The sequence below is a fragment of the Ancylomarina salipaludis genome (assembly GCF_004122035.1).
Taxonomy (GTDB): domain Bacteria; phylum Bacteroidota; class Bacteroidia; order Bacteroidales; family Marinifilaceae; genus Ancylomarina; species Ancylomarina salipaludis.
This window is the reverse complement of record NZ_SAXA01000008.1, coordinates 182,850-207,716: the sequence shown is the minus strand read 5'-3', so window position 1 is coordinate 207,716 and position 24,867 is coordinate 182,850. Positions and strand designations below refer to the sequence as shown.

General features: G+C 35.5%; 16 protein-coding genes and 2 tRNA genes. 10 read left to right on the top strand and 8 right to left on the bottom strand.

Annotated elements, in window-relative coordinates:
• Positions 1 to 2: 2 nt before the first annotated feature.
• Positions 3 to 2,027 (top strand): cache domain-containing protein, encoded by a 2,025-nt coding sequence (locus EO244_RS10495; protein WP_129254627.1) that lies wholly within the window; start codon positions 3 to 5, stop codon positions 2,025 to 2,027.
• 105 nt (positions 2,028 to 2,132) lie between these two features.
• Here EO244_RS10495 and EO244_RS10490 read toward each other — a convergent pair.
• Positions 2,133 to 2,207 (bottom strand) — tRNA-Arg (locus tag EO244_RS10490).
• Between the two features lie 33 nt (positions 2,208 to 2,240).
• Positions 2,241 to 2,315: transfer RNA gene (locus EO244_RS10485), tRNA-Arg, on the bottom strand.
• Positions 2,316 to 2,549: 234 nt separating this feature from the next.
• On the opposite strand from EO244_RS10485, the gene EO244_RS10480 reads away from it, so the two are divergent.
• Positions 2,550 to 3,725 (top strand): MFS transporter, encoded by a 1,176-nt coding sequence (locus tag EO244_RS10480; protein WP_129254626.1) that lies wholly within the window; start codon positions 2,550 to 2,552, stop codon positions 3,723 to 3,725.
• A 108-nt stretch (positions 3,726 to 3,833) separates the two neighbouring features.
• Here the strand turns inward: EO244_RS10480 and yidC are convergent, their stop codons facing one another.
• The 3 genes from yidC to EO244_RS10465 all read right to left on the bottom strand — a co-directional run bounded on the left by yidC (position 3,834) and on the right by EO244_RS10465 (position 9,475).
• The gene (gene yidC / locus EO244_RS10475) at positions 3,834 to 5,681 is read right to left on the bottom strand and encodes a membrane protein insertase YidC (protein ID WP_129254625.1); all 1,848 of its coding nucleotides are present in this window, start codon (positions 5,679 to 5,681) and stop codon (positions 3,834 to 3,836) included.
• Positions 5,682 to 5,794: 113 nt separating this feature from the next.
• Positions 5,795 to 7,399 (bottom strand): CTP synthase, encoded by a 1,605-nt coding sequence (locus EO244_RS10470; RefSeq protein WP_129254624.1) that lies wholly within the window; start codon positions 7,397 to 7,399, stop codon positions 5,795 to 5,797.
• A gap of 198 nt (positions 7,400 to 7,597) precedes the next feature.
• Positions 7,598 to 9,475: a DUF349 domain-containing protein gene (locus tag EO244_RS10465; RefSeq protein ID WP_129254623.1), complete on the bottom strand. Its 1,878-nt coding sequence runs from the start codon at positions 9,473 to 9,475 to the stop codon at positions 7,598 to 7,600.
• 315 nt (positions 9,476 to 9,790) lie between these two features.
• Here EO244_RS10465 and trmD point away from each other — a divergent pair, with 315 nt between their 5' ends.
• Entirely contained in the window at positions 9,791 to 10,471 is a 681-nt protein-coding gene (trmD, locus tag EO244_RS10460) for a tRNA (guanosine(37)-N1)-methyltransferase TrmD (RefSeq protein WP_129254622.1), read from the top strand.
• Positions 10,472 to 10,529: 58 nt separating this feature from the next.
• Here trmD and rbr read toward each other — a convergent pair whose 3' ends face one another.
• The gene (rbr, locus tag EO244_RS10455; protein ID WP_317133214.1) at positions 10,530 to 11,132 is read right to left on the bottom strand and encodes a rubrerythrin; all 603 of its coding nucleotides are present in this window, start codon (positions 11,130 to 11,132) and stop codon (positions 10,530 to 10,532) included.
• Between the two features lie 203 nt (positions 11,133 to 11,335).
• Here rbr and EO244_RS10450 point away from each other — a divergent pair, with 203 nt between their 5' ends.
• The 5 genes from EO244_RS10450 to EO244_RS10430 all read left to right on the top strand — a co-directional run bounded on the left by EO244_RS10450 (position 11,336) and on the right by EO244_RS10430 (position 18,045).
• Positions 11,336 to 11,956: a CPBP family intramembrane glutamic endopeptidase gene (locus EO244_RS10450; RefSeq protein WP_129254621.1), complete on the top strand. Its 621-nt coding sequence runs from the start codon at positions 11,336 to 11,338 to the stop codon at positions 11,954 to 11,956.
• 141 nt (positions 11,957 to 12,097) lie between these two features.
• Positions 12,098 to 14,119: a thioredoxin domain-containing protein gene (locus EO244_RS10445; RefSeq protein ID WP_129254620.1), complete on the top strand. Its 2,022-nt coding sequence runs from the start codon at positions 12,098 to 12,100 to the stop codon at positions 14,117 to 14,119.
• Between the two features lie 16 nt (positions 14,120 to 14,135).
• Positions 14,136 to 14,927, top strand: coding sequence for a M48 family metallopeptidase (locus EO244_RS10440; RefSeq protein WP_241687969.1), 792 nt, complete (start codon positions 14,136 to 14,138; stop codon positions 14,925 to 14,927).
• Positions 14,928 to 15,177: 250 nt separating this feature from the next.
• Positions 15,178 to 16,092 carry a hypothetical protein gene (locus EO244_RS10435; RefSeq protein WP_129254619.1) on the top strand — a complete coding sequence of 305 codons (915 nt, stop codon included), beginning with the start codon at positions 15,178 to 15,180 and terminating at the stop codon, positions 16,090 to 16,092.
• 150 nt (positions 16,093 to 16,242) lie between these two features.
• Positions 16,243 to 18,045: a MutS-related protein gene (locus tag EO244_RS10430; RefSeq protein WP_164977466.1), complete on the top strand. Its 1,803-nt coding sequence runs from the start codon at positions 16,243 to 16,245 to the stop codon at positions 18,043 to 18,045.
• On the opposite strand, the gene EO244_RS10425 is transcribed toward EO244_RS10430, so the two are convergent.
• Positions 18,035 to 18,697 carry a rhomboid family intramembrane serine protease gene (locus EO244_RS10425; protein ID WP_206734535.1) on the bottom strand — a complete coding sequence of 221 codons (663 nt, stop codon included), beginning with the start codon at positions 18,695 to 18,697 and terminating at the stop codon, positions 18,035 to 18,037. The two genes, EO244_RS10430 and EO244_RS10425, sit on opposite strands and share 11 nt — an antisense overlap.
• Positions 18,690 to 19,415 carry a cell division ATP-binding protein FtsE gene (locus tag EO244_RS10420; RefSeq protein WP_129254617.1) on the bottom strand — a complete coding sequence of 242 codons (726 nt, stop codon included), beginning with the start codon at positions 19,413 to 19,415 and terminating at the stop codon, positions 18,690 to 18,692. The genes EO244_RS10425 and EO244_RS10420 overlap by 8 nt, the downstream gene beginning before the upstream one ends.
• Before the next feature lie 266 nt (positions 19,416 to 19,681).
• Here EO244_RS10420 and EO244_RS10415 point away from each other — a divergent pair, with 266 nt between their 5' ends.
• Together EO244_RS10415 and EO244_RS10410 are read left to right on the top strand one after the other, a co-directional pair.
• Positions 19,682 to 22,882, top strand: coding sequence for a tetratricopeptide repeat protein (locus EO244_RS10415; protein WP_129254616.1), 3,201 nt, complete (start codon positions 19,682 to 19,684; stop codon positions 22,880 to 22,882).
• Between the two features lie 41 nt (positions 22,883 to 22,923).
• Positions 22,924 to 24,633: a TonB-dependent receptor gene (locus EO244_RS10410; protein WP_129254615.1), complete on the top strand. Its 1,710-nt coding sequence runs from the start codon at positions 22,924 to 22,926 to the stop codon at positions 24,631 to 24,633.
• Positions 24,634 to 24,867: the final 234 nt, after the last annotated feature.

Genomic DNA, 24,867 nt, shown 5'->3' with positions numbered 1-24,867 from the left:
CCTTGAAACATTTTTCTCTTTTCAGACATTTTCAGAATATAAGTATTGGTAAGGCTTACCTTTTTCTTTTTTCTTCGCTGTCAAGCTTAGTTCTTATAGTTATTGGTGGGATATGGATTTATAATGAATATGCCAAATTTGAATTGGAATCCAATTCTTTGAGAGATATGTATATAGAAGAGCATAAAGATATGCTTATTCAGAATATTAAAAAGAGTATTGATTATATTGAATTTAGAGAGAAGCGATCTGAGGAAACAATTAAGGAAAACTTAAAAACAAATGTGGATCAGGCTTATGAGATCGCTTTGTATATTTATAACAAAAACAAGCATACACTTTCTAAAAAGGCCCTACAGAAAAGAATTAAAGAAGCAATTTCTGCTTTTAGATTTAATTCAGGAAAACGATACATATTCATAAACAGTCTCGATGGAGTCGGTGTTCTTTATCCCAATAATCCAGAATGGGAGGGACAATCGTTACTTCAGCTGAAAGATATCAATAAAAACCAATTGGTTGTTAATGAAATTCAGCATCTTAAAAATTCGGACGAATCTTTTTTGGAATATAAGAATTCTAAAGCGGTTCCCAATAAATACAATGCTTACAACAAAATATCCTATGTGAAGAAATTCGAACCCTATAATTGGTATATGGGAAGTTTCGCATATGCGGATGATTTTTTGGAGGCTATTCAATCAGATTGTATCGATAGAATTAAAAACATGGAGGTGGAGGATGGCAACTATTTTTTTATTTTCTCAAAAAATGGAATCTGTTTACTTCATAAAGATAATAAATACCAAGACCGAAATTATAGAACTTTTGAAGAGGAAAATGATATTGAAATTTCAAGAAAGATTCTTTATTCTATAGGGGCAAAGAAGGATCGTTTTATTACCTATAATTATGCAAAAGGTGAAAAAATTTCCTATTTGTATGATATTGATGAGTGGAACTGGGTTATCGGTTCGGGATTTTATACTCATAGTATTGAGCATGTTATTGCCGCAAAAAAAGCAGAGCTTTACGCCAGAATGAAGAATTATAGCTTAAAAGTCGTTTTGTTAATTGTAATGACTTTTATAATGCTTTATTTGGCTGCCAGAATACTTTCATCCAAGATGAATAAAAGTATTTATTCATTCAACGACTTCTTTAAAAAAGCATCTACTCAGTCTATAAAAATTGATGTCGATAAACTTTATTTTTCCGATTTTAAGAATATGGCTTCTACTGTTAATATGATGGTAGATACCCGTACTAATAAGGAAAATGAATTGAAGCATGCTATTGAGATGGTTGAAAAGTCAGATCAACTTAAGTCAGCATTCTTATCGAATATGACTCATGAGATTAGGACGCCTATGAATGCAATTGTTGGGTTCTCACAGCTTTTACAACAGGATGATTTGAGTGAAGAACACCGAACTGAATTTGTGGATCATATTGTAGATAATAGTAATTCTTTATTGGCTTTGATTAATGATATTATTGATTTCTCTATACTTGAAACAGGGACGGTGAAAATTGATTATTCAAATTTCAATTTAAAGGATATTTTTATTGAACTTAAAGATAAATTTGAACGACTTATGGAAAGTAATAGTAAGTCGAATATCGAACTTATTTTTCCGGATTATAAGAGGTTAGAGGAAACTCATATTTATTTTGATTCTCAAAGACTGAAGCAGATTTTAACCTATTTGATTGATAATGCGATTAAGTTTACCATACAAGGTGAAGTTATAGTGGATTTTAAACTTGAGAATAATAGCATCCTGTTTTGGGTGAAAGATACTGGTATGGGAATTCCTATCGAGAAACAGGCATATATTTTTGACAAGTTCAGACAAGGCGAAGAAAGTTATACGCGTCGTTTTGGAGGGACAGGCATTGGCTTAAGTATAACTAAGCAAATGATTCAACATTCAAAAGGAGAAATATGGCTGGAATCTGAGATCAATAAAGGGAGTGTATTTTATTTTAAACTTCCTCTTATGCCAGGCAGTTCTCAGAATTAGAAATAAACGGTGATAATATGAGACCTTCTCTAAATTTTAGAGGAGGTTTTTTGTTGAGTTTCAGAAAAGAAAAAAGAGAATAAAACATTGTTTTATTCTCCTTTGTGATCCAGCCAGGGCTCGAACCTGGGACCTATAGCTTAGAAGGCTATTGCTCTAATCCAACTGAGCTACTGGACCATCCTTTATATATGTTGTTGCAAAAAAATCAAGTGATCCAGCCAGGGCTCGAACCTGGGACCTATAGCTTAGAAGGCTATTGCTCTAATCCAACTGAGCTACTGGACCATTTTTCCTTAATTGCGATGCAAATATAGGGATTAATTCTTGTCTCACACAAATTATTTTGTCCTTTTTTATGAGGTTTTACGGCAAGTTCAAGCTAAATCTCTAACTGTCAGAATATCTGTTTTCATATTTTTCTTTATTTTTTTTCAATTAGATGTCTGTTTTGGATAATCGCTTTATTAAATTCGCATGTTTCGAATTTTTCGAATGTATTCATTCAAAACAAATACACACATGTCTAGGAGCTATTCCGGTAATATCCCCAAACTCTATATCATCAAATTAGCAAAATGGTTCATGCTAACCATGCCCATCATTGTCCTCTTTTATCAGGAAAATGGCTTGAGTATGCAGAATGTATTAACGTTGAAAGCTTTTTATTCTGTTGCCGTTGTTGTGATGGAAATTCCATCCGGGTATTTTGCAGATGTATGGGGAAGAAAGAAGACTTTAATCTTAGGTAGTATATTGGGCTGTCTGGGTTTTGTGGTTTATAGTTTTAGTTCCAATTTTTATGGTTTTTTTTTGGCAGAACTTGTTTTGGGAATAGGTTCCAGTTTTATTTCTGGAGCTGATTCAGCTTTGCTTTACGATAGCTTGTTACAGGATAAAAAAGAACAAACGTACTTGAAGCAAGAGAGTCGAATGATGTCGGTTGGGAATTTTGCTGAGGCTCTTGCGGGAATTGCCGGAGGAAGTTTAGCTTTAATTAGCTTACGAACCCCTTTCATAGTTCAAATTTTCATTGCTTTTATGGCCGTTCCAGCCTCAATGATGTTGATGGAGGTAGAAAGAGATAAAACGGTTTCTAAAGGCGGTTTTGTCCACATTTTAAAGATTGTTCGCTATTCTTTATGGGAGAATATCCAGTTAAGGTTAAATATCCTTTATTCATCGATTTTTGGCTGTGCCACTCTTTCTTTGGCTTGGTTTGTTCAGCCTTATTTAAAACAGTTGAACTTTGACGTGGGGCGTATTGGTGTGATATGGACCCTTCTGAATTTAACGGTTGGTTTTACGGCTCTTTTTGCACATCGAATTGAAAGCCGCTTGGGTAAAATTGGAACGTCACTTTTAATTGTAATTGGCCTATCCAGCGGGTTTATTTTATCCGGAGTAATGACTAGTCAGTTGGGAATCGTTTGTCTGTTTTATTTTTATATTATTAGAGGGATTGCAACCCCGATTCTTAAGGATTACATCAATCGAATAACCTCTTCGGATATGAGGGCAACAGTGCTTTCTCTACGCAATTTTATCATACGTATTCTCTTTGCCATTATTGCTCCTTTTTTGGGTTGGTATAGCGATCATTTTAGTATTGGAGAAGCCTTAATATTTGCTGGAAGTATTATATTTCTTCTGGGAGGTGTTACTCTCTTTTTTATTTTTAAAACAGATCGAAAGTAGACTTATAAAACTGAATGGGTATAGAAAAATTATTGACCTAACTTGAAAAAGAATATGTATAAAAAAAGAGTCTCATCTGAGACTCTTTTTTTTAGCTTATAGCAAATTTTATTTCTTAGCGTTATAACCTTTTTTCTTAGCAGCTTCTTCTAGGCGCTGTTGGAATTTAGATTTTTTAACCGGTTTTTTCTTCGATGCTTCCAGCATAGCCAATACTTTTTCATCATCAACCATCCACTTACGAATTGCCCAGGTTTGAACGATTGTAAATAAAGTTGCAATAAAGTAGTAGTACGATAAACCAGCTGCATAGTTGTTGAACCAAACCAGGAACATAACCGGCATCAAATACATCATAGCCTGCATACCCGGCATCTGAGTAGATGTTTGCATCTGACCATTCATTTTGGTGTAGACCAAGTTGGTTGCTGCCATTAATAGACAGAATAGAGAGATATGGTCACCATACATTGGAATGTGCCATGGTAGTTGCGCTATCGAATCATAAGACGATAAGTCTGATGCCCAAAGAAAGCTTTTCTGACGCAGCTCAATTGAAGCTGGGAAGAATCGGAATAAAGCAATTAGAATAGGGAACTGTACCAGCATTGGTAGACAACCCCCCATGGGATTAACTCCCACTTTTTTATACAAAGCCATTGTTGCTTGCTGACGCTCCATTGCCTTGTCTTTTGGTATTCTCTCGTTAATTTCATCAATTTGAGGTTTCAATACCCTCATTTTAGCTGATGATAAATACGATTTGTAAGTCAGAGGTGACAACACCAATTTGATCAGAATGGTTAGGATTAAAATGATAATACCATAATTTCCCATAAATCTTTCAAGGAAATTAAATAAAGGAATCACAGCGTATTTATTAACCCATCCAAAAATTCCCCATCCTAAATCGATTACTTTTTCTAGTTGGATATCTTTACCATACTTGCGAAGAGTTAGATAATGGTTAGGTCCAAAATAGAACTGCATTGGGTAGCTTTCTTTCACATCACCGCTGTACGGTAGTGAAATTTCAGCAGAAAAGTTCTTTAGGATAGGCGAATGCTCATCCATACTAACAGATTTCAGCTTAATACCTTTGAATGTGTTTTTAGCAATAAGAGCTGAAGAGAAGAATTGTTGTTTGAAAGCAATCCATTTCACTTGAGTGGTTAAATCCTCTTCTTTATCACCTCCTGCTCCTAAGTTTTCTACATCATCTTCGTAAAATTTATAGTAAAGAGCGGTGTATTGATTTTCAAAGTCTTGCCCTTTTTCTTTACTGTAGAGATCAGCTTGCCAGTTAAAAGTTAACGAATTCTGATTACGAGAGATGATATTGTTTAAACCAATAGCCTTGATGTCGAAGTCTAGCATATAGCTGTCAGGCTCTAGAGTGTAGACATATTCAAGATATTGACCGTCACCAGCACTAAGTTTCATACTCAAGGTCTTCTTCTGAGAGCTGGCATTGATATTTTCAAGGCCTTCTTCATTTGTGAAGAATAAATCCTGTGTATCAATCGCTTTGTTCTGAGCATAAAAAGTCATGCCAAAACGATTCTTATCACCTTCCCAAAGGATTAATGGCAATGAGTCGTGTGTTTGGTAATCTTTAAGTTGGACCGAATAAATGCGTCCACCTTTGTTGCTCACCTTAATTTTAACAAGTTTGTTTTCAAGCGTGATAAATTCTTCTTTTTGAGCTGCCGCTGAAGAAAACACTCCGAAAGTCTCCTGTAAATGTACTGGATCTTTTTGCTTTTCAGCCTCAATGGCTTTTAACGCACCAAGTCTTTCGTTTTCTAATTGCTGTTCATGTACTTGTTCGACTTTAGCAATTGAGTCGCGGGTTTGCTTAGCCTTTATTTGTTCAGCCGTAGGTTTTGTCAGGTAGGTATACCCAATCAAAATGGCACCAATAATGACTAATCCCCAAATTGAATTCTTATCCATTTATTAATTTCTGTTTAGATAGTTTGTGCGAGAGTTGTTTGTTTTTCAGACACGTTGTGTGATTTGTAAACGCATAATCTATTATTACATTCTATCTTGTTGATAAATCTTTATTATTTTTCGCTTTTAGCGACTTTCACAAACTCAACAAAGAGAGGGTGAGGATTTATAACGGTACTCTTATACTCTGGGTGGAACTGAACACCAACAAACCATTTGTGATTTTTAATTTCAACCACCTCAACCAATCCGGTGTCAGGATTAAAACCCGTTGCAGTTAATCCTGCAGCTTCGAATCTTTCAAGATATTCATTGTTGAATTCATAACGGTGACGGTGACGTTCTGAGATATCTAAGCTTTTATATGCCTTAGCACAATTTGAGCCTTCTTTTAACTGACAATCGTAAGCACCCAAACGCATTGTTCCGCCTTTTTCAGTAACATTTTTTTGTTCCTCCATAAGGTTAATGACCGGATTGTGCGTTTGCGGGTTCATCTCCAATGAATCGGCATCATCAAGTTTCAGAACATTTCTTGCGTATTCAATTACTGAAACCTGCATACCCAAACAAATGCCTAAAAAAGGAATGTTGTTTTCACGTGCATATTTCACAGCAAGTATTTTACCATCCATACCTCTATGGCCAAAGCCTGGAGCAACTAAAATACCTTTAAGGTCTTTAAGTTCGTCCTGATAGTTGGCATCAGTTAATTTTTCAGAGTGGATCCATTTTAAATTTACCTTACATTCATTGGTTGCACCAGCGTGAATAAAAGCTTCGGCAATCGATTTGTAAGCATCTTTAAGTTCCACATATTTTCCAACCAAACCGATATTGACTTCAGATTTTGGATTTTTATGTCTTTTTAAGAATCGGGTCCATTCTTTAAGTTCAGGTTCTCCATTCGAAGATAAACCTAGTTTTTCAAGAACGATAGCATCAAGTTTTTCCTCACGCATTTTCAATGGAACATCGTAGATGGTTTCCACATCAATAGACTGGATGACTGCTCTAGGATCAACATTACAGAACAAAGCAACTTTTCTTCTGATTTCTGATGAAAGTTCGTGCTCGGTTCTCAATACCAATACATCTGGCTGAACACCAGTTTCCAATAGTGATTTTACTGAGTGCTGAGTTGGTTTTGTCTTTAATTCTCCTGATGCTGCTAAATAAGGAACAAGAGTCAGATGAATAACTAAAGCGTCATTTCCTAATTCCCATTTAAGTTGACGTACAGCTTCAATATATGGTAGCGATTCAATATCACCAACTGTTCCACCAATTTCAGTAATAACGAAATCAAACTTCTTTTTGGTACCAAGAAGTTTAACGTTACGTTTAATTTCATCAGTAATATGAGGAATAATCTGAACGGTTTTACCCAGGTAATCGCCTTTACGTTCCTTATTGATCACGTTTTTGTAGATTCTACCTGTTGTAACATTGTTTGCCTGAGAGGTAGGAATATTGGTGAAACGCTCGTAGTGACCTAAATCCAAGTCTGTTTCTGCACCATCGTCAGTAACAAAACATTCGCCATGCTCATATGGGTTTAGGGTTCCGGGATCAACATTCAAATAGGGATCCAATTTTTGGTTTGTAACAGAATACCCTCTGCCTTGTAGTAGTTTAGCTAAAGATGAGGCTATAATTCCTTTTCCTAATGAGGAGGCTACTCCTCCGGTAACAAAGATGTATTTAGTTGCAGACACTTTAAGTATGATTTAATGGTTGATTAAAACTGCAAAAATAGGCAAAATATAGCGTTTTGGAAAACTATTTTTTGAACTAAAAACAGTTCATAAATAAAAAAAAACACCTCTATGAATAATCAGAGAGGCGTCTCATATTTTTTGAATAGATTTAATAATGTTATTTTATTAATTCTGTCTCTCTTAATTCATTGTTTATTAGGCTAAATCATCAATAATTTTGATTTTCTGATTTAGTAGGTTCAAATTCTTTTTTCCTTGATTAATTTTTTCCTGCATTTCTTTCAAAATGGAATTGGATTTATCAGACAATGAAAAGAAACCCATATTGTTTTCCCAAAGTGTAATGTCTGTTTCAAGTTGTTTGATCTTGTTGTAGAGTTTATTACGCTCGTGAATGAGTTTGTCTTCGGGTTTCCTGCTTTCAAGAATTGAATCAATTTTGAGTTTGAATTTTTGAACTTCCAGATTACTTGAATCAATATTCAATTGATCATACAGGCTATTGATTGCTTTATTAAAATCGTTCTGAATCTTTTCTTTATTCTTTATAGGTACATGACCAATTTCAGACCATTCTTTTTGAAATATCTTGATTGTATCTAAGTTTTCCTCGTTATCATTACTCAACTTAAATCCTTTGATTTTTTCAATCAATGCATCTTTAAGTTTTAAGTTCTCAGCTTGTCTTGATTCTAAGGAGTCAAAATGCTCTGATTTATTGTTGAAGAAGGTGTCACAAGCTTTTCTAAAGCGATTCCAAATCTCATTTGATACCTTTCTGGGAACAATACCAATACTTTTCCATTTCTTCTGAATTCGAATTAATTCGTTGGTTGTTTGTTTCCAATCCGTACTGTTTTGCAATTCTTCTGCGTGCTCACAAAGCTGTATTTTTAGTTTTAGATTCTCATCTAATTTATCTTTGTGCTCAATATAGAAATCGCGCTTGGTGTTGAAGAACAGGTCACAAGCCTCACGAAAGCGCTTGTAAATAGAGTTGTTGTCTTTTTTAGGCGCAAAACCAACGGTACGCCATTCTTTCTGAATTTGAAGCACTTCCTTAGAGGCAGCACTCCATTCCTGGTGTGACTCCATTTTACGTGCTGCAATCTCTTCTACTTTTTCACAAAGGGCCGATTTTTTCTGAAGATTGTAGATTTGTTCTTCGCGAACATTATTATAGAAATTCTGTTGGTTTTTATTGATTGAATTCGAAGCTGTTTTAAATCGCTCCCACAGCTCATCTCTTTTGTTACGTTCTACAGGACCAACTTCGCGCCACATTTCATGAAGCTTTTGAAGATCATTAAATGCCTTAACAGCAGATTCTTCTTCAACGAGTTTTTCAGCACTTTCACAAATGTCGATTTTTGCTTCATAGTTTTTGCGCAAATCCATATCACGCAGTTCTCGGTTTATTTTAATGTAATCATAGAATTTTTCAACGGCATGATGATAATTTTCCCAGAGGTGTTTGACCGACTGTGAGGGAACCATGCCAGTGTCTTTCCATCTTTTTTGAAGCGCTCTGAATTCATGAAAGGTCTTTTCGAATGATTCCTGCCCATTTATTAATTGTTTGATTTCGTCAATAATTAATAATTTCTGCTTAAGGTTATTTTCTTTTTCCTGTTCAATACTCTTATGTACTTCAGCTTTTTTGTCTCTAAATTGTTGAAGAAGCTCTTTAATTTCAATTTCCTGTTTATCCCGTGTCGGATGGAAATCTTTTTCCAGGCCACCTTCCTGAATGAATTGGCGTTTTAATTCTTCAAGGGCAGCATTGTGTTTTTTATAAAAGTGAACCTTAATACTCTCAGCTCTTTCTTTTGAGTCATCATCTAATTCAGAATCAAGAATTAGTTGTAATCTCTGAATTAACTCGTGCTTCTCCATAGAAGCATAGTCAGGAGTATCCTGAAGTTCTGTTTCTGAATGATCAATATTTAAATCAGATTCAATTTTTTCATCCTTAATCTGAGAATCTGATTGATCATGAGAGGTTTCTGACTGAAGCTCTTCTTTTGGCTCAGTTTCATTCTCATGTGAGGGCGTAAGATCTTGTTCTTTCATGTGCTTTTCCTTGAAAAGTAGGCGGTATAGTGCTTACTTAATTGACAATATAGAGAGTAGTGTTATGAACTACAAATACGAATTTAGTTATTAAAGTATGAAACATCAAGGAATAAGGATAATTATTTATTTGCTAATATCAAGGAAACGACCGAGTAACAGGTTTCGGATATATTTAAACGCTTATGAAACGAATAAAATATTTATGTATTTTGACTTTTTTATGATAGAAAATTGTCTTCAATTCTTTTTATGGGTTTAAATTTTTTGTTTTAATAAGGCTGGATGTCTACTTTTGAGCAAAATTTAGAAATGATGAGAATTGATATATTGACTGTTGTGCCGGAATTATTGGAAAGTCCATTGGGACATTCTATCATTCAAAGAGCTAAGGATAATGGGGTCGTAGAGATTTATATCCATAACATTCGTGATTTTTCCGAGGACAAGCACAATAAGGTTGACGATTACGCTTTTAGCGGAGGTGCTGGAATGGTTATGCGTTTGGAGCCAATTGTTAAGGCTATTGAGAGTTTGACGGATCAGCGTCAGTACGATGAAATTATTTTTACCAGCCCTGATGGAGAGCCGTATACCCAGAAAACGGCTAATACACTTTCATTGAAAGAGAATATCATTATACTTTGTGGACACTACAAGGGAATTGATCAGAGAATTCGTGATCATTTTATTACAAAGGAAATTTCTGTTGGTGATTTTGTTTTAACTGGGGGCGAACTGGCTGCTGCGATTATTACTGATAGTGTTGTTCGTTTGTTGCCAGGGGCAATGGGGGATGAGACTTCTGCATTGACTGATTCTTTTCAGGACAATTTATTGGCTCCACCACTTTATACGCGACCAGCTGAATTCAGAGGCTGGAAAGTTCCGGATATTTTGCTCTCTGGGGATCATAAGAAAATTGAGCGTTGGCAGGAGGAACAGGCGTATAAAAGAACCAAACTCTTGCGTCCTGATTTGTTGGATGATGAGTAATAAAAAATAAAAGCTGCAAATTTAAGAGTCCGAATCTTAATTTGCAGCTTAATTTTATTTAGTAGTTTTCACTCTTTTCTTCAAAGTAGGCTTGAGGATGTTGGCAGGCAGGGCAATTTTTTGGCGCTTTAGTTCCTTCGTGAACGTAACCGCACTTTCTGCAATACCATTCTGTTTTTTCTTCTTTTTCAAATACACGACCTTCTTCAATGTTTTTAAGAAGTTTTAGGTAACGGGTTTCGTGCATTTGTTCAACTTTTGCAATTGTTTTGAAAGCTGCAGCCACTTCTTTGAAGCCTTCTTCGGCCGCAATTCTGGCAAATTCAGGGTACAATTCGGTGTATTCTTCGTTTTCGCCCATAGCCGCAGCTTTTAGGTTTTCGCTTGTTAAACCAACTTTACCGGCAGGGTAACTTGCTGTAATTTCCACGTCTCCACCTTCTAAAAAGCTAAAGAATCTTTTTGCATGTTGCATTTCTTGCTCAGCAGTTTCTAAAAATAGTGCAGCAATTTGTTCGTAGCCTTCTTTTTTTGCTTGTTTGGCAAAATACGTATAACGACCTCTTGCCTGAGATTCTCCTGCGAATGCTTTCAGAAGATTTTTTTCTGTTTCTGTTCCTTTGATGCTCATATTGTTGAATTTTTTTATGTTTTGTCTCATACAAAGATCAAATTTTTATTAGGACTATTAAAATCTAATTAGATTCTGACATTCAATTTAGAACGATGTTAAATAGAACGATGTTGGACTGTTTATTGATAAGAGTATATCATAAATAATTTTGTAAAAAGCTGCGAAATTTTGTATCTTAATTAAGCAGATTCGTTGAATTCCCTTTCAATTATATTTTTTTATTTAGTAGTATGTCGAAACTTTATCTTTGGACTGAGTTTGTGGTACTTTTTGTTGTGTTACCACTTTTATATTTCTTTGAATTGATTCCAATTCATAAGGGTGTTCCATTGGTTATGATTTTTATATACTGCTTTGTTGTTATGTATAACAGGAAGAATATATCACGAAGTATATTTAGTATAAAGTCTTATTATTCTCTTAAGGAAATTGGTATAAAGAGTCTTTTTCTTTTAGTGGTTTCATCTTTATGGGTTTATATTTTCCGGCAGGATGTTTTTTTTCAATTGCCCCTTCAGAATTTTTGGTTTTGGTTAGTACTGATTCTGACTTATCCTGTTTGGTCAGCCTTTACACAGGAATTTATTTATCGGTTCTTTTTTTATAACCGTTACAGAATTTTATTCGATAATGTACAGTTTATGATTTTCGTAAATGCGCTATGTTTTTCAATGGCGCATATTATTTTTAGAAACTGGGCTGCTTTGGTGTTTACTTTTGTAGGAAGTATTGTGTTCTCTCTGACCTATATTCGTAGCCGATCCTTGAATGCGGTTTTCATAGAGCATTCTATTTATGGGAACATCTTTTTTACCAATGGTTTTGGTATTTTCTTTTATACCCCTTCTTAGTTTATTTAAAATAAATAAAAATAAAAGCTATATTTATGTCTATGCTTAATAGATTTAAAAAAAGCCTTATTAATTCTATGTTCTGTGCTATTTTTGGTGTGGGACTTGAATGGTGTTGAGGCTCAAACTCACATAAATAAGATGAAAGAAAAGTATACCAATTCCTTAATTCATGAAACCAGTCCTTATCTTTTGCAACATGCCCACAATCCGGTGGATTGGTATCCTTGGGGGGATGAAGCCCTAAAAAAAGCCAGAGATGAAAACAAGCCTTTATTAATAAGTATAGGGTATTCGGCATGTCATTGGTGTCATGTGATGGCTCATGAAAGTTTTGAGAACGAAGCAATTGCTAAATTAATGAACGAATTCTTTGTATGTGTTAAAGTGGATAGGGAAGAGCGACCGGATATTGATCAGATTTATATGGATGCTGTGCAACTGATCAGCGGAAGAGGTGGATGGCCTCTAAATTGTTTTGCTTTGTCAGATGGTAGGCCATTTTATGGAGGAACTTATTTCTCAACGGCTAATTGGGCGAGTATGCTTAAAGCCATTCATCATGCCTACGTTACAGAAAATGATAAGGTGGAACGATCTGCTGATCAATTATCTGAAGGTGTTCGGATAAGTGGATTAATTGATTCTAGGGAAGATCATACTTTTTATAATATGAAGGAACTCGAAGAAGCTGTTGAGGGCTGGAAATCGAGTTTTGATAAAAGGGAAGGGGGCGAGAACAAAGCGCCAAAATTCCCAATGCCGATTTCTCTTGATTTTTTAATGAATTATTATTTCTATTCAAAAGATTCTGCCATCCTAAATCATCTCAAGCTTAGTCTCGATAAAATGGCTAAAGGGGGAATTTACGATCAGATTGGGGGTGGGTTTGCCCGTTATTCGGTGGACCAATATTGGAAAGTACCGCATTTCGAGAAAATGCTTTACGATAACGCACAACTTTTGAGTCTTTATGCTAAAGCTTATCGATTAACAAAGAGGTCTCTTTATAAGAAAGTTGTAAAAGAAACGATTGGGTTTGTTGAGCGGGAACTTTCTATGACTGAAGGTGGCTTTAATTCAGCACTCGATGCGGATAGTGAAGGCGTAGAAGGTAAATTTTACGTTTGGGAAAAGGAGGAAGTCGATCAGGTTTTAGGAGAGGATTCGCCTGTTTTTTCTGAATATTACGAGGTTTTGGAATCTGCCAATTGGGAAGAAGGTAATATTCTTCATATCAAAAAGGACAAATCAGAACTTTTGGATAAATACCAGCTTTCAGAAACGGAGTTTGATGGCTTGATAGAAAATTTAAAACAGAAACTTTTGCTCGCCAGATCAGAAAGAGTTCGACCAGGTTTGGATGATAAGTTTTTGACGGCATGGAATTCTCTATTGATAAAGGGATATGTTGATGCTTATAAGGCTTTAGGTGATGAGGCATATTTAAATAAGGCTATCGAAACGGCAACTTTTATAAAAGAAAGGATGACCCAATCGGGAGTTCAGTTGTATCGAACATATAAGAACGGAGATGCTAGAATTAATGCATTCCTTGATGATTACAGTTTTACATTGGAGGCGTTTGTCGCCTTGTATCAGGTTAGTTTTGACGAGAGTTGGCTAAAATGTGCTGACGATATGATGAAATATGTCATTCAAAATTTCTACGATGAAAAATCCGGCATGTTCTTCTATACGTCTTCTGAAGATTCCGGCTTAGTTGCCCGAAAAATGGAAGTAATGGATAATGTTATTCCTTCTTCAAATGCTTCAATGGCTGAGTCTCTTTATCAATTAGGTCATCTGTTGGGGAATGAAAAGTACGTTGAAATATCGGCACAAATGCTTGCTAATATGAAAGAGCAGACCTTAAAATACCTGTCTTATCATGGGAAATGGGCGAATTTAATACTAAAGCAAATTGAGTCACCCTATGAATTGGTCATATCCGGTAAGGAAGCCAGGTCGTTTCAGAAGGCGTTTAATAAAAGATTTTTGCCTAATGTCCTGATCTTGGGGAGTGAGAAAGAAAGTGACTTGCCTTTATTGAAAAATAGATTTAGTAATAAAACAACAAGTCTTTACCTTTGTAAAGATAAAGCCTGTTTTTTGCCGACATCTAATCTGGATGAAGTTATAAAACGTATCGATATCAAATAATTTTAAGACTAATATGATGATGAAGAAAATTGCCTTACTGTGCCTGGTTACGGTATTAGCTGCATGTGCTACGGTGCCCATTACCGGGAGAAAACAAATGAATTTATTTCCCGAAGACCAGATGATTGCAACGAGTTTGATTCAATATGATAGCTTTCTTAAGGAAAATAAATTATCTAATAATAAGGAGCAATCGGAGATGGTGAAGCGTGTTGGAAAGCGAATTGCTGAGGCTGTAGAGATTTTCATGAAAGATAATGGTATGTCTGACCGTATCTCTGGTTTTGCCTGGGAATTTAATCTGGTTGAAGATGATACGCCTAATGCCTGGTGTATGCCTGGCGGGAAAGTTGTGTTTTATACAGGTATACTTCCTTACACGCAAACCGAAGCGGGTATGGCTGTGGTTATGGGACATGAAATTGCACATGCCATTGCCCGACATGGTAACGAGAGAATGAGTCAGCAAATGGGGATTCAGGCTTTGGGGACTGGTTTGAGCATGGCATTGAATGAAAAGCCTGCAGAAACTAAGCAAATATGGATGACGGCTTTTGGTGCGGTTTCAAATGTGGGGGTCGTGTTGCCTTTTTCACGATCGCATGAAACCGAAGCCGATAAAATGGGACTGATTTTTATGGCCATGGCTGGATATAATCCTGTTGTTGCAATTGATTTTTGGAAACGTATGGGTGAGAGTGGTGGACAAAAACCACCTGAGTTTTTGTCAACACACCCAGCAGACGCCACCCGGGTGAATAATTTGCAAGCTTTTTTACCTGAGGCAATGAAATATTATAAGAAATAAAGGTTTTTGTCTTTGGGATGAATGAAAGAGAGATGCACACTTGTATATCTCTTTTTTTTTGCTGTAAGAATTAATTATGTAATAAGCATATATTCATTATCTTAGTAATATGAGTTGAGATTATGTAATCGTATTGTGAATCATAAATGCGATGAAATTTGATTCATGGATTATAAATTTCAAGATTGCTATTAAACTGATTCATATTCATTCGCCTCCATCTTAGGAGTTAAGCCTATACCAAAAGATGATGAAAAAAAATGTATGGAAATTCTTAAAGTTCGTACTGCTGGGGTTAGCAGTAATAATTGTGTGTATTTTACTGTTATTACAATGTCCTGGAGATAAAATAACTAGAGAAAAGGATAGCGTTCAGCCAAGTGTTGAAACCGTAAAAGAAAAGCCGGGAGAGACCAAAAAGCAAGATTTGTCAGATTCGTCTAAAGTGACTGAATCAGAAAAGAAAATACCCTTGGTTCGTAAGAAACTCGTACATAAAACCAATAAATCACTTAATCTGAAAAAAAACTTAAGCTATCTTCCTGATCAAACCGATGAGTTAATGGAAAAGAGCAAGAAGCCCAAAGACGTGGAGGCTCTTGCCGAAAAAGTGAAGATACTTTCAGAGAAGGTAGATGTTCTTAGGGATAAAGTGAGAGCTCTTTTGGAGAGGGTAGAGGCTGTTTTGAAAAAGAAGAAGATGGATATTCCTGTTGGGGGAATAGAAAATCTTGATACAGAAAAGAAGGAAATTCAGACAGCTGATGAAGTAACTTTTAAATACCCGACTCATGTGTTAACTGTTGGTATTTCAACTTATAAAGATTGGACGCCATACGGATTTCAAGGAAGTTACGATTATCGTATAAGCAAATACTTTTCTTTGGGATTACAGGGTAATGCCTTTTTCAAGGAAGGTAAATTTCAAGCAGATCGTAGCATATACGTAGGTCTTCGGGCTAATTTCCATATTTTCCCTTTGTTGGTTAAGAATTCCAACTTCGATTTGTATGCAGGAGGTAGCATAGGTGCTGGTCGCGATGATGCGGTTGCAACATTCGAAACAATGGGATACCTGGGTGCTTCCTATGATTTTAGCAGGCGTTGGGGCATTTTTGTCGAAGCTGGGAATATTGGCGTTGTGGGATTGAGGGTGAAATTTTAGTTAGGAATAAAGAGATGCATTTAGTGCATCTTTTTTTTTGATTGTTTATCCTTCTATTATTCATAAATTTGACGAGGATACATATGAATGTTTTGTGTCAAATCAAAGAACACAAAACGCGATAACAACTTATCCTCAAAATATTTTACAATGCAGAAAACTCAACCTGTAGATCATTACAGTTCTAATATTATCAGTCTTGATTCAAGAATAAAGAAGATTAAAAAACAAATCTTTTATTTGTCTCTGTTCAGGCTCTTTACCTTTGTGGGATTTGTTGCGTTTATAGCTTTGTTTATTTTTCATAGGCAGGCTGCTTTCTTTTTAATACTGTCTTTTTCGTGCTTATTGTCCTTTATATATGTGATCAAACGTGATTTGATACTTGCAGATGAGCTTAAATTCTTGTCTAAAAGACGTTTGTTGAATGAGAACGAAATAGGATATCTGAATCATAATTATATAGATCAGGAAGATGGTGCGGAATATGCTGTGATAAACCCGTATTTATCGGCTGATTTCGATTTGTTTGGGATAGGATCTCTCTATCAATATTTAAATCGTTGTTTTACAAAAAATGGCAAAGATCAATTTACAGACAGTCTTTGTCGGTTTGAATTAGATGAGGACGTAATTCTCAAAAAGCAAGAGGCTATAAAGGAATTGAGTGAGAAAAATGAATTTGTGCAGAACTTTCAGGCACATGCTATGCTTATTTCCGAAACGGGAAAAGAGTTGGCTAATTTGCAGGCATGGCTGGATGAACCCGTAGCTAAACTGAGGTTTTTGCAGGTTTCGTCTATTGTTTGTCCGCTGATTAGTCTGTCGTGGTTGGCAGTTGTAGTCTTTGGTCCATTCACTTTAGGTTCTCTTTTTTTGCCCATATTATTGAACATGTTTATTGTTGATGCAAATAAAAAGCTCATTAACAAATCGCACACTCACCTGGGCAATTCATCCTCGGTACTGAAAAAATACACCGCTCTTATTAAATTAACAGAGAACGAAAGTTTCGAATCTCCCCATTTAAATTCAATTAAACAGAAGCTTTCAAATCAGGACATTAAGGCTAGTCTTGTTTTGAAATCTCTATTTAAATTGTTGAATACTTTTGATTTGCGTTACAATTGGATTGTTTCGTTAACACTAAATGCTCTATTCCTTTTCGATGTTCAAATTCTATTTCGATTGATTAAATGGAAGGAAATCTATAAGCGGTTTATTCCAACTTGGTTTACTGCCTTGGCAGAGATTGAGCCTTTAATGTCTTATGCTGTATTCGCTTATAATAATCAATCAGAAGTGAATTATCCTGAGGCTTTGGATTCGGATTTTTATTTACATGCTCAGGATATGGGACATCCACTATTAGCATCATCAGTAAGAGTGAATAACTCAGTTGAGTATGGAGGAATGCCATGTGTGAATATTATTACGGGAGCAAATATGGCTGGGAAAAGTACCTTTCTTCGTACCATAGCAACTAATTTGATATTGGCCATGAATGGAGCTCCGGTTTGTGCAAAAGTTTTTCGATTTACCCCTTGTCAAATTCTGTCGAGCATTAAAATTCAAGATTCTCTGTCGAATAATGAATCCTATTTTTATGCAGAACTTGTACGTATTAAGGAAATTATAGAGAATGTAGAGAAACAGCCCAAAACATTGGTGATATTAGACGAAATATTAAGAGGCACCAATACCAAAGATAAGCAATTGGGATCGCTGGGTTTGTTGGATAAGTTGATCAGTTTAAATGCAGTAGTTATGATAGCAACACATGATTTAATGATTGGCGAATTAGAGAATAAGTATCCTAAGTATGTCAATAATCATTGTTTTGAGGTGGAACTGACGAATGACCAGTTGATTTTTGATTACAAGTTGAAAAAAGGGATCAGTCAAAAACTAAATGCTTCATTTTTGATGAAGAAAATGGCAATCATGGATTAGAGTTATTTTTCTGATTCCATATTTCTTCAGGAATCGTATCATCTTTGTCCCAAACGACTTTCGGTTTCTGTGGTCCTTCCTTTCGGCAAGCGAAAGCGTAAATCAATCCTGAGCAAGCACCAAATAAATGACCTTCCCACGAAACATCTTTCAAAACCGGGAAAATTCCCCAGAATAAGCCGCCATACAGAAAAGCGACAACAAAGGAGATGGCAATCAGTTTATAATAATTTCTGAACAAGCCGCTAAAGAAAAGAAAGGATGCAAAGGCATAAACCAAGCCCGATGCACCTATATGCCAGGCTTCGCGACCTCCTAGCCACAGGAGTATGTTGGTTGTCAGCCAACAGTATAAAACGATACGGATGGCAAGTTTTCTGTAGAAATAAAAAATCCCCCAGCTCAGTGCAAAGATTGGGATGCTATTGGCCATCAGGTGTTCAAAATCGCTATGTATAAATGGAGACGTGATGATGCCGAGCAGTCCTTTGGTATGTAGTGGAAATATCCCTAATCGATAAAAATCAATATTGAGTCCCCACTCAAAAAATTTCAGGAACCAGATGATACAAACAAAGGCAACAGGAAATATAAGAGATTGTTTTGATCTGATCTCCTGCACTTTTTTGTTGTATGCTGGCTCACTATTCAAAAGTTTCTGTTTCGGTAAAATCAATAACGGTTTCTGCCGTGTTTTTTGATATTTCAATTACACGGCTATCCTTGCATTCAATTACACGAGCAGGAAATTTTGCCAATAAATCGTGTTGGTGCGTTGCCATAATGATGGTTTTACCACTTTTACTGATATCGTGAAGTAATTGAACTAAGTCGTCAGATGTTTCCGGGTCTAAATTCCCCGTCGGTTCATCGGCCAAGATGATATCGGGTGAGTTTAAAAGGGCTCGTGCAATAACAACACGTTGTTGCTCTCCACCTGATAATTCATGAGGCATTTTGTACCCTTTGTTGTTCATTTTCACCTTTTCGAGCACTTCTGAAATACGGGATTTTATGTCATGAGAATTTTTCCACCCCGTTGCTTTCAAAACAAATTGCAGATTGGCTTCAATATTTCTATCGGTAAGGAGTTGGAAATCCTGAAAAACGATGCCAATTTTCCGTCTTAAAAAGGGAACTTGCTTATTTTTAATCTTAGGGAGAGTATAACCAACAACACTGCCTGTGCCTTCTTTTAGTGGCAAGTCTGCATACAGGGTTTTTAAAAGACTACTTTTACCGCTTCCAACACGACCAATAAGGTATACGAATTCACCTTTCTCAATTTCTAAATCTACATCCTTTAAAATGATGTTCTCTGATTGGCGAATAATTGCATTATTTAGTTTGATGATAGCAGTTTCAGACATAGTTTATTACTCTTATTGTTTTTGTCAGGCTTAAAGGCATTGTAGAATCTCTGTTCTACAAATCTAGAAAATTATTTGTGATAGCCTTTCTATCGTTTCAAAATTATCCAAATCTTAAAACAATTAGGCATAATTGAACAATTTATGCTATCTTCTGACGTTATTAGGGTAAGATAAGATTTTTATTAAAACAAGGCTTTTTCTAGTCGAGCTGCTATCTGTTTTTGTATCTTTAAGCACATTTTTCAAAGCTAATTTCAATCACTATGATAATTGACAATATGCGCCCAAGATTACTATTCCCCATCATATTTATATTCATACTTGGTACACCCTTTAAAAGTTCATTGGCACAAAAAAGTGTTGCCGGTCAGGTTTATTCTGATAATTGGAAAAAGGGACATGAATTATTTAGACACAAAGATTTTGGTGGTGCCCGTTATTGTTTTCAGCAAGTGGCAGCCAAAGAAAAAGAGTTTTCATATAGAAAAATTGAAGCTGAATTTTATTTGGCATATTGTGCCATAGAGCTGTCTCGTCCTGAAGCAGAGAAAGGGATGCTTAGTTTTTTAGACAGGTATCCGGGCAATGCTTTTGTTCATCAGGCATTTTTTCAGTTGGGGAGACAAAAATACAATCAAAAGAAATATCAGAAAGCCTTAGGTTGGTTTGAAAGAACGGATGCCTATCAGATTGAAAAAGATCAGAAAGATGAATTTTTCTTTAAAAAGGCATATGCTTATTTTAAAACAGATCATAAGGATGAGGCTGGGAAATATTTTTTTGAGCTTCTTGATAAAAAGGGGGAATATCAATTAGCCTCGAATTATTACTATGCACATATTGCTTACGAAAAAGGCAACTATCAAACCGCATTGAATGCTTTTGATAAGCTTGAGAATGATGAAACTTATGCTCCATTGATTCCTTATTATATATCTCAGATCTACTATTTGCAAGAGAAGTACGATAAATTGATTGCTTATGCGCCCAGATTTCTTGAAAAAGCAGATGTTGACAGGGTGCCAGAGATTGCCAAAATGATTGGTTTGGCTTATTATAATCAAAAAAAATATGCTGAGGCAATTCCTTATCTAATATGGGATGGACTTGATCTAAAAAGAGAAGAAATATTTGCTTTGGCATTTTCGTATTATCAGGAAAAGGATTATAAAAATGCCAGTCAGTTGTTCTCCAAAGTGAAAGGGAAAGAAGATGCCATGCTTCAAATTTCGACTTACAATTTGGCTGATTGCTTTCTTAAAATGGGTGAGAAAAAAGAGGCTAAAAACGCTTTTGAGAAGGCTTCGAAGATGGCCGCTGATGAGGATATTAAAAAGAGTGCACTCTTCAATTTTGCAAAGATTAGTTATGAACTATCTTATTCGAATGCCAATGAAACGATAAGCGCTTTTGATGCCTATTTGACCCAATATCCCAACTCGGATGAAAATGATGAGGCTTACGATTTTTTGGTTGATGTGTATATGACGACTAAGAGTTATAAACAGGCTCTGGAGTCGATGAATATGATAAAAGAGAAATCGCCTCGCATTGAAGAGGCCTATCAGCGTGTGGCTTATTTTTATGCGTTGGAATTATTTAAACAATCAAAATATGTGGAATCGCTTGATTATTTTAATAAAGCTCTGACTTATAAAATTTACAATAGAGATATTGCTGCTGATTGCTTGTATTGGAAGGCTGAGGCTTATTACAGAACAGAAGATTATTTAATTGCGATTAAGAATTATCAGGAATTCATTCAGACACCAGGCGTGGGGAATTCGAAATATTTTAATAATGCCTATTACAATTTGGGCTATTGCGAATTCGAATTGGACGCATACGACAAGGCTATTGTTTGGTTTCGGAAGTACGAACAGTTTATGAATGGTAAATTATCAGAGTATTTAACCGATGTTCAGAATCGAATTGGTGACTGTTATTTTTTGAATAGAAATTATGAAAAGGCTGCTGAATATTATACAAAAGCTGCTGCCGCGAATAACTGGTCGACAGATTATGCTGTTTATCAAAATGCTTTGTCAAGAGGTTTGTGTGGTCAGTTGAATGAGAAGATTACACTTTTAAAAAACTTTTCAAGAAAGTTTCCTGAGTCTGATTATAAGGATGATGCTCTTTTCGAATTGGCTAAGGCAAAAGTTAAGCAAGCAGATGAGGAGACCGCTTTAAAACTTTATAAGAATTTAGTTTCAGAGTATCCTCAGAGCGAGTTTATTGCAAAAGCCTTATTGCAATTGGGGCAGTTGAATTATAATAAAAAGAATTACACTGAAGCGCTCAAGTATTATAAGCAGGTTGTGATGAATTATTCAGACAGCAACGATGCTCAAAGTGCTTTGTTGGGAATCAAGAATGTTTACATCGATATGAATGATGTACAGTCTTATTTTGCTTTTACAGAATCGTTGGGGCAGGGAGGTAGCGTTAAGACGTCTGAAAGAGATTCCTTGACTTATTTATCTGCTGAGCGCTTGTATATGGATGGACAGAGCGAAAAGTCGACCTTGGCTTTTTCTGAATATCTTGAAAAATTTCCTCAGGGCTTGTTTCGAATCAATGCCGCTTATTATAAAGGGGAAGCCGCTTTTAATCGCAAGGATTTTAATAATGCAGTTCAGGCTTTTGAAATGGTACTCAATGGTGAAGATAACTTGTATACAGAGAAAGCCTTATTGGGAATATCGCAAATTTATTTTGAGCAAAAGGATTATTTGAAGGCGAAGCCTTATTTTGAATTATTGAAGCAAAAGGCTGAAATTACAGATAATAAACGGATTGCTGATTGGGGATTGTTCAGATGCAATTATGAATTGAAAGACTATACGTCACTGATTTCGGAATCAAAAGTTCTGCTTCTTTTGCCTAATGTAACGCAAGACGAAAAAAAGGAGATTCTGTACAAGAGAGCGAAAGCTTATCTGGCTTTGAACAATGATTCGGCTGCAAAAGATGATCTTCAAATTTTGGCAAAAGAAGTCCAGAGTGCAGAAGGGGCAGAGTCCCGATTCTTATTGGCTGATTTGCTTTATCGAACCCAAAAAATAGATGAGGCGGAGAAAAGAGTGAATGAATTTATTGATATGAATTCGCCACATCATTATTGGTTGGGTAGAAGTTTCATTTTGCTTTCCGATATTTTTGTGGATAAAAAAGATGTCTTTCAGGCGCGTTATACCCTCCAGAGTGTGATCGATAATTATGGCATAAAAGATGACGGTATTATAGAGGCTGCGAAGGCAAAATTAGAGCCAATTTTAGAAACGGTGAAGCCGAATGAGAATGCTCAGGAAAAAATCAGGCAAGATGTTTCTAATTCGAAAGCTAATACAAAATCGATTGAAAAAGAGCTTAAAACGAAGCAAGAAGTGAAGGCTGACTCTTTATCGGTAAATGATGCTAAATCAATTTTAAACGAGATGGTTGGAGAGCTTGACGATTAGTTGAGTTGTTGATAGTAGTAAAGAATAAAATAGACGAACATATGAGAATAAAATCAATTTTATTGACGGGTGTTGTTGTTACTATGTGCTTGTTTGTTCAAGCTCAGGAACAACGTGATTTGAAAAAGGAAGTTAAGGTTAGAACTAATTTTAAGCCTAAAATTAAAAAATCGAAGCGGATAGGTGAAATGCCAATTGTGGTTGATACGGTGACTTTCAAAAAGGATTTTGATTATTCAATCAGAAGCAAATCATTGAACGTTAATTTTAAGCCGGGATCAATTCAGGCAGCTAAAATGAGTACCGCTCCTTTGAAAAAAGTGCATGGGCATACTTTCGATTTAGCGGCAGGGAATTATGCAACTTTGTATGCGGATTACCGTTATAATAATTTACAATCGAAGAAAACGGATTTTGGTTTGCATTTGCAACATTATTCCAGTAACGGCAAGCTTGAATTAGAAGATAATACAAAGGTGAAGCCTGATTGGAGAGAATTTTTAGCAGAGATTTATGGCAATCATTATTTGGATGATGCCAAATTGAGTTCCCGTATTTTTTACAAATACAAAACGTTTAATTATTACGGTTCGTCTTTGTCAGAAAATAATGCAGGAAAGGAAAATATCTTTGATTATAATGATCAAAAATTCAATGAATTTGGTTTGAACACCACTTATGAAACCTTGAATGATGCTAAGGATTTGAATTATAAACTTGGTGTTGTATTTGATTATTTTACTGACAATTACAATGTAAGTGAAGTAGATATGGGGGTGAATGGAAGTGCTGAAATGAAGGCGGGTGAAGGCCTGTGGTCATTGGAGAGTTCTTTGGATTTTATTCAAACAAATAATCTGGTGTATTGGGATTCCAAGCTCAAGGATCATGATGTAAGATCGTCACTATGGATGGTTAATCCATCTTATAATATCACACTTGGCGGGTTCAATATGAGACTCGGAGTAAAGGCACAAGCCGTTTTAGGGAATGATTCTGATTTTAAACTTTATCCGGATTTTAAACTTAGTCTTGTTTTGGTTGATCGTATCTTAAACATGTTTGCAGGTTTAGATGGAAATTTGGATTTGAACACAATACGTTCAATTTCTGAAAAAAATCCATTTGTACATTCAGGTTTGGATGTTGAAAATACAAGCACAAATTATAGAGTTTATGGCGGTTTTAAGACTAAAATATCAGAAAAATCAAGTGCCTTATTTTCTATGGAGTATGCCAATATAGAAAATCAATATTTTTTCTCGATGGCTAACGATGCATTGACTTCAGAAGGCGATCTTCCAAGCCAAACCTATTATTCTAATAAGTATGCTGTTGTTTACGACGATTTGTACAAAATAGGTTTTACGGGAGAACTCGATTTACAGCTGAATGAAGAGCTTAATCTTTATGCTTTAGCAAAATATACACACTATTCATTAGATGGCTTAGAAGAGGCTTGGCATATGCCTAATTTTGAAATGGAAACCAGGGCAAGCTATCAGTATACCGATCAGTGGCTGTTTAATGCCAGATTACTATTTGTTGGGAAACGACCTGTGATGACAAATGGAAAAGCCGCCCAGCTTGATGCTATTGCTGATTTTGGTTTGGGTGCCGAATATACATGGAATGATATACTATCGCTTTATGCCAATGTAAATAATATTTTTAATTCTGAAGCTTATTTATGGCATGGCTACCCAAGCCAGGGAATTAATGGTATGATTGGTTTAAAATTGGTTTTTTAGGGTTTTTGAAATTACAGATTTGATGTTGTTTCTGATGCGAATTTAAGATCAGATATTTATAAATAGAAGAAGAAGGGTTTGAGTTAAAAATCTCGATAGAGATTAAAACTTGAACCTTTTTTTATGCCAAATAAATCATTCATCAAAAACTCCATTTTTCTTGCTATTTTATTACAATAAGGTGATCTAAATTCATCATTTTTATTATCTTTGTTTATCTCAATAGATTTTAAT